This is a genomic window from Lachnoanaerobaculum gingivalis (assembly GCF_003862475.1).
Classification (GTDB): Bacteria; Bacillota; Clostridia; order Lachnospirales; family Lachnospiraceae; genus Lachnoanaerobaculum; species Lachnoanaerobaculum gingivalis.
On record NZ_RRCO01000007.1, the window covers coordinates 115,583 to 129,279 of the forward strand.

General features: G+C 36.3%; 9 protein-coding genes and 1 pseudogene. 2 read left to right on the forward strand and 8 right to left on the reverse strand.

The features are described from left to right. Positions 1–2: 2 nt before the first annotated feature. The 7 genes and pseudogenes from EHV10_RS13425 to EHV10_RS15650 all read right to left on the reverse strand — a co-directional run. Positions 3–1,391 (reverse strand): hypothetical protein, encoded by a 1,389-nt coding sequence (locus EHV10_RS13425; RefSeq protein ID WP_128675088.1) that lies wholly within the window; start codon positions 1,389–1,391, stop codon positions 3–5. Between the two features lie 21 nt (positions 1,392–1,412). Next, positions 1,413–2,699 carry a hypothetical protein gene (locus EHV10_RS13430; RefSeq protein WP_128675089.1) on the reverse strand — a complete coding sequence of 429 codons (1,287 nt, stop codon included), beginning with the start codon at positions 2,697–2,699 and terminating at the stop codon, positions 1,413–1,415. Between the two features lie 260 nt (positions 2,700–2,959). Further along, positions 2,960–4,579: a chaperonin GroEL gene (groL, locus tag EHV10_RS13435; protein WP_128675090.1), complete on the reverse strand. Its 1,620-nt coding sequence runs from the start codon at positions 4,577–4,579 to the stop codon at positions 2,960–2,962. Positions 4,580–4,609: 30 nt separating this feature from the next. Then, positions 4,610–4,894 carry a co-chaperone GroES gene (locus tag EHV10_RS13440; RefSeq protein WP_009220291.1) on the reverse strand — a complete coding sequence of 95 codons (285 nt, stop codon included), beginning with the start codon at positions 4,892–4,894 and terminating at the stop codon, positions 4,610–4,612. Between the two features lie 148 nt (positions 4,895–5,042). Next, positions 5,043–6,413 (reverse strand): sodium-dependent transporter, encoded by a 1,371-nt coding sequence (locus EHV10_RS13445; protein WP_128675091.1) that lies wholly within the window; start codon positions 6,411–6,413, stop codon positions 5,043–5,045. Positions 6,414–6,990: 577 nt separating this feature from the next. Continuing rightward, entirely contained in the window at positions 6,991–9,678 is a 2,688-nt protein-coding gene (locus EHV10_RS13450) for a glycosyl hydrolase family 28-related protein (protein ID WP_128675092.1), read from the reverse strand. A gap of 182 nt (positions 9,679–9,860) precedes the next feature. After that, a pseudogene (locus tag EHV10_RS15650) lies at positions 9,861–10,390 on the reverse strand (IS1634 family transposase); the annotation flags it as partial. Positions 10,391–10,930: 540 nt separating this feature from the next. Between EHV10_RS15650 and EHV10_RS13460 the strand changes: the two are divergent. After that, on the forward strand, positions 10,931–12,052 hold the full coding sequence (locus EHV10_RS13460) for a VanZ family protein (RefSeq protein WP_128675094.1): 1,122 nt from the start codon (positions 10,931–10,933) through the stop codon (positions 12,050–12,052). Positions 12,053–12,104: 52 nt separating this feature from the next. On the opposite strand, the gene EHV10_RS13465 is transcribed toward EHV10_RS13460, so the two are convergent. Next, the gene (locus tag EHV10_RS13465) at positions 12,105–12,794 is read right to left on the reverse strand and encodes a DUF134 domain-containing protein (RefSeq protein ID WP_128675095.1); all 690 of its coding nucleotides are present in this window, start codon (positions 12,792–12,794) and stop codon (positions 12,105–12,107) included. Positions 12,795–12,977: 183 nt separating this feature from the next. Between EHV10_RS13465 and trhA the strand changes: the two genes are divergently transcribed. Then, complete coding sequence (trhA, locus tag EHV10_RS13470; RefSeq protein WP_128675096.1) at positions 12,978–13,685, forward strand: PAQR family membrane homeostasis protein TrhA; 708 nt, start codon at positions 12,978–12,980, stop codon at positions 13,683–13,685. Positions 13,686–13,697: the final 12 nt, after the last annotated feature.

The following is a 13,697-nucleotide window of genomic DNA, read 5'->3' on the forward strand; positions in this document are numbered from 1 at the left end:
ATTTATTCTGCAATTGTAAACATCTTAAATGCATTTTTTACAAATTCTTCATCGCTTCCCATTATACCTATGGTTGCCGTATATTTTCCATAAGGTATGATAATGTATTTTTCATAATACTTACTGCCGTTATCTTTAGTCTCCACCTTACTTAAACATAACAGTTCCTTACCGTTAAAGTTAATCTTTTCTTTTTTTCTTTCTACATGCGCATCTTCTCCCTTATCAAAATATGAATCCTCACCTGTATCCACTTTTGACAAATCCACATCACCGTCCAGCAAAACAAGAACCGTATTGTCAAATGTGACATCATGTGCAACCATATCAAGCACAGGCTTACCTTTATCTACATAATATTTTTTATCTTCTTCCGACACTATACCGGACGGTCTTCCCAGAAGTTCCATTTCATAATCTGATGCAAAGACCATATGTTTACCTGTAATATCAATTTTTATATTAAGCGCACTGTTTGTATATACATTTCCTTCAACTATACCTGCACAAAAATCTCCTGTTGATACTTTATATTCTTTACTTTCTTCAACACTGCTTTCTTCTGTCGTTTCATCACTGCTTTCTTTCCTGTTTTCCTCCTGTCTTTTTCTTTTATCTCTTCTTTCAGACTTTCTTTCTCTTGTTTCATCCTCTTTAGGTTTGTTCTTCGCTTTTTCAAAATCCGAATCATCAGGCTTTTCAAATATATCAAGTAAACTTTGTGCATCATCAGCATCGTATGCGGATACATCTATAGTCACTATATAATCCCCGTATTTTAAAAACAGCTGCTTTTCATAAAGCATCGTATCCCTGATACCGTCATGTTCCCATACTGACTTTATTTCAATACCGGGTATTTTCTTACCTGCAACCTTTCCGTCCGTAAGATTGACATATGACTTTTCCATCATGTCAAATTCTTCCTCATCTTCTTTGAACATGTCCTCATATTCACGCTTTCGGTCAAATATATAATTATTCAAAGTCTTAGAATCCGGAGCCTTACTTATTGTGATACCGATGCTTCTGAGGCCGTCCATATCACTTGCTCCCATATCGCTGATTACTGCACCGTCCGCTATCTTTTCTTTTACCTCATCCATGTCGGTTCTGTCATATACTGCGTCGTCATTTTCTCCGATAAGACCTTCCTCATAATATATATCCATATTGTGGGACTTCGCGTCAAACTTTAAATTAAGCATCTTGCTAAGATACACATCGTCACTTATTTCACCCAATGCAAGCTCAAATTTATCTTTCTTCTTTTCTTTCTTTGCATCTTCAACAGACACGCCTTCATTACGCTCACCTTTATTACATCCTGCTACAGACAGCATAGATACAAGTAATATACCGCTTATAATACCCTTTAAATTTCTTCCCATAGTTCCCCTTTGATATTTTAATTATTCCTCAAGCTTTGTAAACATATCTATGCATTCACTTGCCTTTTCTTCACTTTCTGCATATGATGTTATCTCTGCGACATAATTTCCGACTTTTAAAAATACTATCTTTTGATATATAGTCTCTCCGTTTTCAGTTGCACTGACTGTTACATAAGGCATAATTTCACCCAAAAACTCACCACTGCCTTTTTGTGTTTCAACCTCCATTCCCATTCTCTCCATACCTTGTTTTATTCCTACTACAGCTCTGTTTGCGTAAGTATCGGTATCTTTTATATTTTCTTCCTTCTTTATCATTACACTTACAGATCCTTTTTCACCTGTAACATACATATCAGAAAATTTTTTACCTTTATCAAGATATTCTTTTACTGCTGTAATATCCGATTCTTCTTTTCCTGTATCATAAAAGTTTTTATTTGCCTCTTTTTTACTTACGAATGTCATATTATTTGACTTTGCGTCAAACTTTAATCCGAACATCTTATTTGTATATACATCACTGTCTATCTCACCTATTTGGAGTTCAACATCTTCACCGGAAGTTTCCACACTTTCAGCGGTGCTTTTTGTTTCATTTGAATTAGCCTTTATCTCTGCACTTTCTACCTCTTCCTTATCATCCAATATTTCAATTGAATCAAAACCTGTTTGTGGAGCAGCTGCATAAATCCCACCTGAAAGAATAACCATTATATATTCTCCCCTTCTTATAAAGGCAAGTTTTTGATATACTTTTGAATCTTTTCCGTTTATTGTGTATCTTATGCCTTTAACTTCTTTTCCAAGGACATTTACAGTTGTCTTACTCGCACCTAAACTTGTGTCTAATTTCGCTAATTGCTTTTCTAAAAAAGTATCAAGGTCTGAATCAGACTTAAGGATCATCACTGAAACAGCCCTTTTATTTTTTGGTGTAGTCGCATACATATCTACAAAGGCATCACCCTTATCCAAGACCTCTTTTACTGAATCAATATCGGATCTGTCGGAATTATTGAATCCGAATTGATTTTTGATTGAATCGTCACTTTCAAAATTATACTCATTTTCTTTTCCGTTAACTTTTATATTGAACATTTTATTTGTATATATGCCGTTCTCTACTTTTCCAACTGAGAATTCTTTATAAGTATCTGAATCTACAACATAATTTGACTCTTCTTTTTTTGCAGCCTCTACCTTTGTTTCAAAATCTTCACTGTTTTTCTTACCGCAAGCACTCACAGATAACATAGATACGGCCATCAATCCAATAACAGAAATTTTAAATATCCTCTTCATTTTTCCTCCTCATGTGCAAAATATAAACTCTAACAAAAGTTCTCTATTGCTCAAATTCATTTTAACAAGATTATATTCTTAATTCAGCCAAAAATATATTATGCACAATAACGAATTTATGTTATTTATTTTATACAACATTACTTTGGTTTTATTACAAGTACAGCTTTTTACATAATTTTTAAAAATTTAAATACAAAAAGAGCATACCTTGTTTCCAAAGTATGCCCTTTAAAAATTGTTAATATAAAATTTTTATATTACATCATTCCCATTCCGCCGCCTGCAGGCATTGCAGGTACGTCTTCTTTGATATTAGCCACTGCCGACTCTGTTGTAAGAAGTGTAGATGCAACTGAGTTTGCATTCTGAAGTGCAGATCTTGTAACCTTTGCAGGATCTAAGATACCTGCCTTTACCATATCAACATACTCTTCTCTGAAAGCATCAAATCCGACACCTTCGCTTGACTCTCTTACCTTGTTTACAACAACGCTTCCTTCAAGTCCGGCATTCTCAACTATTCTGAAAAGCGGTGCCTCAAGTGCCTTAAGTATGATCTTTGCACCTGTTCTCTCATCACCTTCAAGAGTAGCCACAAGCTTTTCAACTTCCTTGCTTGCATGGATATAAGCAGAACCGCCTCCTGCAATAATACCTTCCTCAACAGCAGCTCTTGTAGCATTGAGTGCATCTTCCATACGAAGCTTAGCTTCCTTCATCTCAGTCTCTGTAGCCGCACCTACTCTGATAACCGCTACACCGCCTGAAAGCTTAGCAAGTCTTTCCTGTAATTTCTCTTTATCAAACTCTGAAGTAGTTTCTGACAGCTGTGCTTTGATCTGAGCAACTCTCTTTTCAATATCAGCCTTTGAACCCTGTCCGTCAACGATAACAGTATTCTCTTTTTGAACCTTAACACTCTTTGCACGTCCAAGACTTGCAAGTGTAGCATCCTTAAGGTCAAGTCCGAGTTCCTCACTTATTACTGTACCGCCTGTGAGAACAGCGATATCCTTTAACATATCTTTTCTTCTGTCACCATATCCCGGAGCCTTTACAGCTACAACATTGAATGTTCCTCTAAGCTTATTTACTATAAGTGTTGTAAGAGCTTCACCCTCTACATCCTCAGCTATAATAAGAAGCTTCTGTCCTGATTTAACAAGCTCTTCAAGTACAGGTAAGATATCCTGAATATTTGAAATCTTCTTATCTGTAATAAGTATATATGGATCATCAAGATTTGCTTCCATCTTCTCCATATCTGTACACATATATGCAGAAACATAACCTCTGTCAAACTGCATACCCTCTACCAAGTCAAGCTCTGTCTTCATAGTCTTTGACTCTTCGATAGTGATAACACCCTCGTTTGTTACCTTCTCCATAGCATCTGCTACAAGGCTTCCAACCTCATCATCACTTGCAGAGATAGCTGCAACTCTTGCAATCTGATCTTTTCCCTTTATAGGCTCGCTCATCTTTGCAATAGCCTCAACTGCCGCATCTGTAGCCTTCTTCATTCCCTTACGTAAAATTATAGGATTTGCACCTGCTGCAAGGTTCTTCATTCCCTCATTTATCATTGCCTGTGCAAGAACTGTAGCTGTTGTTGTACCGTCACCTGCCACATCATTTGTCTTTGTAGCAACTTCCTTTACAAGCTGTGCTCCCATGTTCTCAAACGCATCTTCAAGCTCAACTTCCTTTGCAATAGTTACACCGTCATTTGTTATAAGCGGTGTACCGAATGATTTATCAAGTACAACATTTCTTCCCTTAGGTCCCAATGTAACTCTAACTGTATCAGCCAGCTTATTTACACCGGCTTCCAATGCTTTTCTGGCTTCAACGCCATATTTAATATCCTTAGCCATATTTACCTCCGTCTAATCTATATAAAATTATTATTCAATCACTGCCAAAATATCATTCTGTTTTACAACGATATACTCAACCTTGTCAAGTTCTACCTCTGTGCCTGCATACTTGGAATAAATAACCTTATCTCCTACCTTAACCTGCATCTTTATTTCTTTTCCGTCTACAACTCCGCCCGGACCTACTGCAACAACCTCTGCCTGTGACGGCTTTTCCTTTGCCTGTCCGGGAAGTACAATACCTGATGCTGTTGTCTCTTCAGCAACCAATTGCTTTAAAACCACTCTATCGAATAAAGGTACTAACTTCATTTTGTATTCCTCCTAAATGTTTATAAACTTAACTATGAACTTTTATACCACTTTTTATTAGCAGTGTCAAGGTTTGAGTGCTAATATTCTTAATAATTTAAAAATCAGCCAAAACTTTAAAAGTTACCGGCTGATTTCTTTTTATTTTTTATTTAAAAAATTTATCATATATTCCAAACACGAATATAAATAATACTATTATAGGCAATATAAATGTAAGGTAAACTCTCATCCAGTTCTTCATCTTAAGACCTTCACCCTTATTGCACTCTTTTAGATAGTTATCCCATCCCCATCCATATCTGCTGACACAAAACAGTAGATATACCAAGGAACCCAGAGGCAATATTATATTACTTACAAGGAAATCCTCCAAATCAAGTATTGTTCCACCAAATGGCTCTAACCATCCGAAACTCCAACTGCTAAATCCGAATATACATGGTAATGAAAGTACTGTTATTAATATCAAATTGAAAAGACTTACCTGTTTTCTTGACTTCTTTGTAAGATCCATACCGCATGAAACTATATTCTCAAATACCGCAAGCACTGTAGAAAATGCTGCAAATGACATAAATATAAAGAAGAAACTTCCCCAGAGTCTTCCAAGAGGCATCTTATTAAATATATTCGGCAAAGTGATAAATATAAGTGCCGGACCGGAAGTCTGGTCTACACCATATGTAAATGTAGCGGGGAAAATAATAAGTCCCGAAACTATAGCTACGAAAGTATCAAGTATAACTATTGTAACAGACTCTCCCAGCATACTTCTGTCATTACTTATATAACTTCCGAATATAAGCATTGCACCTATTCCAAGGCTTAGTGTAAAGAATGCCTGATTCATAGCACCTGTTATTACATTACCGATACCTGTTTCTTCTATTCTGCTTATATTCGGTACAAGATAATATTTAAGTCCTTCTGCAGCACCTTTTAAGAAGAATGAATTTATTGCAAGTATAATCATTACCACAAGCAGTGTAACCATAACTATTTTTGTAATGTTCTCTAACCCCGCTTCAAGTCCTCTTGATACTATAAACATACCTGCAACAACTACAACCACCATCCAAAAAATCATTATAGTAGGCTTTGAAAGCATGTTTTCAAATACATCGGAAACTCCCTTTGAATCCAAGCCTTCAAATTTTCCTGTAACCGTCAAGTAGAAATAATGCAACATCCATCCCGATACAGTGGTATAAAACATCATTAAAAGATAATTTCCTATAAGTGCCACTATTCCATGTACATGCCATTTGCTTCCTGTAGGTTCAAGTTTTTGATAAGCCATTACCGGACTTTTTCTTGCAGCTCTTCCTATTGAAAACTCCATAGTCATTATAGGCAGTCCAAGCATAACCAAAAACAGTAAGTACAACAGTACAAATGCACCGCCTCCACCTTTTCCTGTCATGTACGGAAACTTCCATACATTACCGATACCTATCGCACATCCGGCTGAAATGAGTATAAACCCGAGCCTTGATTTTAACCTCTCTCTCTCCAAAATATCCTCCTACTATTTACATTTTTTATAAATCACTTGAAAACAAGCCTTAAATCAAATGAAATCCGTAGGATTATATCATAATTTATAAAATAATTCTATCTTATACATTAACATACCTACTGATTTAATATATTTCATGTTACACTTCAGGTATCAATGTCATTTAGGAAAAAAGAATTTTTTTTGTAAAATAGAAATCTAACCACCTAAATAGACAGATTGGAGAGACAGACGTAGGAATTTTTTATTAAAAATGGTTTTGTACCGTAAGAGCCACAGAAAACTATGAAAGAAATGAGTTTGGAAGCATTTAATTTACTATTACATGTCAGATCCCCGTCCGGATCAAGTGTATAAAGCGAAATATTAGATGCAACATGGTTAACAGCATCAGAAATCTTGAAGCTTAACTAAATTACATTGTATTGTGAACTGTAACTTATAATATTAAATTCCCTATTATAAAAAATGAGACAGATTTTTAAGTCTGTCCCATCTTTCTAAGTAAGAAGGTATATTCTTCTTCACTTATAATAATTCTATTTTTAAACTGAATATGGATTTTTTAAGAAGTTTATTGCTTTGCGGCACTCTCATCCCAGATTCCGTCAGATTTGAGAAGATATCCGTCAGGTGTTCTCTGATTCTTTAGCATCCTTCCCTGAGCACCGTCTGAAACTGTATTAAAATAATACCATTTTCTGTCAATCTGATGCCATCCTGTTCTCATAGCTCCTCTGGTTCCGTCAGATATAGGATTCATATAATACCATTCGCCATTTCCGTCTTCCAGCCATCCGTCACACATAGCACCTGATGAGTCCATAAAATACCACTTATCGTCAACATTTGCCCAGCCTGTCACCATATCTCCTTTTTCATTAAAGAGATACCATTTATCTGATAGAAATGCCCATGCGGATTTTGCCTGTGTTCCGTCTACATCAAGCTGCCATATATTTCCTACCTGCTTCCAGCTGCCTCTATCATATCTTTTTCCATTGGTCTGTACATAGGAATAACTGCCTGAAGATGCATTACTGCTTCTAAGTTTTTTACTTTTATTGCGATTATTGGAATCTCCTGAATCACTGCCGCCCGATCTGCCCGAACTTCTTTTTGATCTCCTTGAATTTCCGCTGTCCTGATCTGATGTGGAAGGTGTTACAATATCACTCTGTCTTGCCCCTGACGGTGTTGCAATTCCGGTATTTCCCGCTCCGGTATTTCCGCCTCCGACATTTCCTGCTCCGGCATTTCCGCCTCCTGTATTTCCCGCTCCGCCTGTGGAACTTCCCGCCTGTACCTGTAATGTAAATTTCTCCGTATAAGCTCTTGCTCCGGAGTCAATTGCCTGCACATTTAAGCTGATGCTTGACTCTAAAGAGGCATCCACACTCACTCCGTCTTTCAACTTCAACTTTCCTTCAGAATTTACCTCAAATCGTGAATCACTTACATTATAGGTATGTGTATCACCTACATTAAGATCAAGAGTTGTAAGTTTACCTACAATTTCTCCCGGTCTTCCTGCTATCAGAATATTATTATCAATTGTGATTTTTTTAGGAGGCTGATTCTTCGGTCTTGTAACTTCCACTGTAAAAGCTTTTGTGTAAGAAGCACCCAGTACATCTGTCGCCGTTACATTAAGAGTTATATTTGCCACAGAGCCGAAGGGTATATAATTATCACCTTTTAAGCGCAACAGATTATCATATACTATCTCAAAGCGCTCATCATCCACGGTATAAGTATGTACATCTCCGGCATCAGGATCTGTTGTATTTAAAAGACCTACTTCTGCCAGATATTCATCACTGTAGATAAAAAGAGGATTAAGTGTGATATCGGTCGGCGCATGATTTGCATAGTTTACCGGCAGTGTTGGAGGGCTGGTAGCATCTTCCGCATTTCCTGCTTTATCAGTATACTGAACACGCACTGTGATCTCTTTTCCCGTATCGGCGGCTGTCGGTATATAGCTTGACTGTGTAGCGCCGGCAATTGCTGTTCCGTCAGCATACCACTGATAAGAAGAAATTGCTGTAGCCGGAACCCATACCACATTGTGGACATGAAGATCTCCGTAATCACCGTCATATACCTTGGCTTTAAGTGTCTGTCCTGCATGTGCAATACCTCTAATATATACAGCTGCCTTAAAGGTATTATTTTGAATTACATTGCTGCTCTCTCCTGTAGTATCAACTACATTACCTCCGTAGATGGTATTACCTCTGACTATTACATTTCTTGTCGGGTGGCGTCCGTCATTACGAAGCCTGATGCCCCAATGCGTATCATTTTCTGTGATACTTTGATCATGATAGATAGTATTACCGGTAACTTCGCCGCTTTGTATACCTACAAGATTTATAGCAGTTTTATTACCACGTACTATATTGTCTGCAAAGATAATATTTTCCGCAACACTGTTGGAATATTGATTGCTTACTACAAAACCGGTACTGCTTCCTTCAAATAAACAGTTTCGTATTTCAACACCGCTTACAATCGGATGATCTCCCTCAGGCTCTATATCAATTCCGGATTTTGGGGGAGTTCCGTCAGATCTTTTAAACTCGGATTCCAGTATTTTTACATTATGTCCTCCTACAATAGACATTCCCTGACGGCGGTTGTGATCACAGATAACTCTGTAAAGAGTAATATTTCTACTGTCCTCTCCTAAAAATACACCATCTCCCCAAAATTCACCTGCATAGAGATCCTCAATAACTACATTGGTCGCATCTGTAATACGAACACCATATCCGGTCTGTCCCAGATTTCCGATATGAGTATCACGGTCTCCTATAAGTTTACCACCCATGATATGTACATTATCCACATGAGTGATACTGAATATCTGATAGGATCTCTCCCCGTTTGGAATCGCCCTAAGTACCGCACCATTGGCCATTCGCACTATAATATTGCTTTTTAATACAAGTCCTGCTCTCTCATAGCTATACCCTGTCTGATGCAGAGTATTGATCATATAGTTACCGGCAGGAATATCCACTATTCCTCCGCCTGCCGCAGAAACCGCATCAATGGCTCTTTGTATCGCCACAGTATCATCACTCACACCATCCGCCACTGCACCATAGGCCGCATCCCGGACATTTGCCACAAATCCTGTCACAGGATCCGGAACATAAACACCTGTAGATGCCTTTGCTCTCTGTGAAAAAACACCCATAAAGCAAACCAGCATCGGTATAAAGCGTACGAACCATTTTTTCTTCAATTCCATACCTCCTTTTGGTATTGATAATAGACATTTGAGGAAGTCTCTTTTTTTCACGATGTCAGGAGCCTTCCTCCTTTGTCTGAAAATAAGTAGACAAAAAAAGAATGTAAAGACTTTATGCTAAAAGAATACTACCTTTATATAAATGAGTCAAGACGGAGTGCTTTTACATTTGCCATATATTTTCATATTTCCCCTGTATTTATATATTTTATAATATCGGAATCTCTTTCTTTTTTCTTACCATTTCGAGTCTGATTCAAAATTTTTCTCATATTTTTCTGAGATGTTATCCGGTAATCTGTTCCAAATCCAAAATCATCGTGCAGAGCATCATATCCATGAAACGTATTGTATCTATTAGTTCTTCACAGGTGTACTTTTCCTTTAGCTTCTGCTCAAGAATTCTATAAATAACCAGAGCTGTTATTCTACCTTTTCTGGATAGATATATAGGTCTGAATTTAAATTCGGTCTTCATGCGTGGTTGCCCCTGTTCAACAAATCGTTTTGGGTCATCGGCTCTGCTATTTGTAAGCTTAGATGGTGACTCTACGTACTTCATTACTCTTTCAACTTGACGTTCTCTTATGGTTCTCTGATAATTACGATATTTGATGGAATAAGTAACAATAAGATGCTGTTCAAGGTTGTCCTCATTAATCCATCTGTCATTATAAAAAACCTTATCATAATCATCTTCCTCTTCAATCTCGAAATAATAGTTTGTGCAGTCGTAATAAAGAACTTCCTTTTCAGCAATGGTCAGCTTTCTGGCATATGCCTTTGCCAGTTCAATGGGATCTTGCTCTGCGCATCGTGCCCTAATTTCTTCGATACTTCAAAGTCAATCTACAGTCTTAGTAGTAGTTTTGTTTCCTATATGCACAGATTTTTGAACATAATAACTAGGTAACTTTTTTGTTCCGGAACATGTTAGTTTCATAAAGTAGTCCTCCAACACGCTAATTATAGTATAAATACCTGTCAATTTTTTCTTTTATTCAACTGTCAAACTACTGTGTTAAACTCTATACGTTTAACGGATTAGTAGACAACAACATACCCATATACAATATAATACTTATCCCCAATCTTTAGAAATAATACCAACTATATTTATTGATTAAATATATTATTAAAGGGTATAATAAAGCATATAATTTTATGACAAATATTTTGATATAAGATTTATACATTAATTTATCAGCCGGTATTATATCATTTTAATCTGTTTTATTTTTTGGGAGGAAATATGAATCAATATTTAGAGATTTCTTTTCAGGCGGTTGTATTGTTTCCCTTTGTGGTAGCTGTATTTACATTGCCCTATATCGCTTATAACTACCATAAATACGGCTCTGTACTGAGCTTAAAAGTTATACTTGTCTATTCTTTTATCTTTTATATCCTATGTATGTACTGCCTGGTAATACTTCCTCTTCCATCACCGGAAAAGGCGGCTACACTTCACAGTCATAAAATGCAGCTTGAACCTTTTTTATTTGTAAAGGATATATTAAAAAGATCGCATATTATTAAAAGCCAACCGAAGACATGGCTGACATTGGTGCTTAATAAAGCCTTTTTGGTAAATATATTAAACCTGTTTTTGGCTATACCCTTCGGTATGTATCTGCGTTACTATTTTAAAAGGCCTTTTTTTCAAACTGTACTCTTTTCATTTCTGCTGTCCTTATTTTTTGAAATAACACAGCTGACAGGACTTTATTTTATATACCCCGGCAGCTACAGATTATTTGATGTGGATGACCTTATCGTAAACACCTTTGGAGGTCTTCTCGGCTATATTCTTATGGGACCGCTTATGCTGCTGCTTCCGTCAAGAGATGAACTGGATGAAATCAGCTACAGAAGAGGCGTGGAAGTTTCTTTGATGAGACGCTTTATAGCATTCCTTTTTGATATGTTTTTTGTAGTTATAATGACAATACTTTGTGAGTTTTTACTTAGAAATTTCACTTTGCTTTCTTCATTTGAAATCGCTGTTTTGGCATATTTTTCAGTTTTCCCCATACTGTTTAAGGGTAAAACTTTTGGGAAATTTATTACCAGTACGGCTATTTTTTCTATTGAAGGAGGACGACCTCCATTTTATGCCTATTTTTTAAGATATTTGCTTTTCTTCGGAGTTTATTTTTTTATTCCGATACATCTTCGAAGAATTCTGGAGAATTTTATTTTGATGAATGAGGATCCCTCAAAAGATATGGCATATGCTACCATAGAGCTTTTAACCGCACTTTTATACTTCCTGTTTTTGTTGATGGCTATTATAAAATCAGCAAGACATCGAAGTCTGTTCTATGAAAGATGTTCAAAAACCGTAATTCAAAGTACTGTGAAAGAAATTTAACCGGTGCTTTTGCACCGGCTTTATTGTTTATTTTGTGGATTTTCTTTCCTCTTTAATGCTTACAATTATGTTCTCCGCCATGATGGTCACAGCATGCATTCGGATCATATTCAAGATTGCCTTCTATAAGAGCCTTTGCAGCCTTATCAGCCTCACCATTTACACCTGCATAAAACTTTATAGCCGCATCAGATAAAGCGGTCTGTGCGCTCATACCGATACCTCCGCATATCAAAGCATCCACTTTTAATGTCTGTAAAAATCCTGCCAGAGCACCGTGACCGCTGCCATTGGTATCTACAATCTGTTCATTTACTATCTTTCCATCTTCCACATCATAAAGTTTAAACTTCTCACAATGACCGAAATGTTGAAAAACATCTCCGTTTTCATAAGTAATTGCTATTCTCATTGTTTTAATTCCTTTCTCTACAATACTTTGATTTATCTCAACCGGATCAAATTCACAGTAACCCCCTGTAATTAAAAGTCTCTTTCCGGATACAAGTACCTCTGCAATCTTTTTCCTTGCACTTTCATAAATTGCCGTAACCGTAGTACGGGCAATATTCATTTTGTTTGCACAATTTTCCTGAGTAAGCCCCTCATAGTCAAGCAGTCTTATTGTCTCAAACTCATCCACTGTCATCAAAATACTGTCCGCATCTTTTATATCATCAGGTGAAAAGCTGCGATATACAGGCATCTGTTCTATTTTACGGCATCTGAACGGTCTTGGCATAAAATATCCTTTCTGACTTATGTCATTTATTATTTTATCTATATTACTGACATAAGTCAATAATATAGATAAACAATATTTTATTATTTTTTAATTTTTAACTACTTGTAATCTCTTTAAAAATAATGTAGTATTGAAACACATTACATATAGTTTTAAAAACTACATTAAGGAGGTTTTAAAATGAGTTCAAAATACAGAGAAAAGACCAGATTCGGTGTACTTCCGGGAACTATATCCATATATATAAGAGAACCGGGTTCCGCAATTACCCACTTTATCGGGCTTATTCTTTTGTGGATCGGAGCAGGTCCGCTTATTCAAAGAACTGTAGAACATGGAAGCTTTTTAACTTCAATATCTATGTTTATCTTTATTATATCAACTACATTATTGTATGCAGCAAGTACAATATATCATTCCGTAGTTTTAGACCTTAAAAAGACAATGATTTTCCGTAAAATAGACCATATAATGATTTCTGTATTGATTGCCGGAACATATACACCTGTATGCCTTACCGCTCTTAGAGGAAAAGTCGGATATATATTACTGGCTGCTATATGGACACTCGCTATAGGCGGAATTATACTGAAAATTTTCTTTGTAAACTGTCCTAAGTGGCTGTCATCTTTAATTTATCTCATTATGGGATGGCTTTGTGTATTTGCATTAAAGCCTATATTCAAAGCACTACCTATGACAGGATTTTTGTGGCTTTTGTTTGGAGGTATCTCCTACACGCTCGGAGCTGTAATCTATGCCTTTAAATTGAAAGCTTTTAATGAAAAACATATTTATTTCGGTTCACATGAGATTTTTCATGTTTTTATTATGATTGGAACATTTTGCCATTATATGTTGCTTTTTAATACATTGTCATTTTATTAAATATTCTTTCAA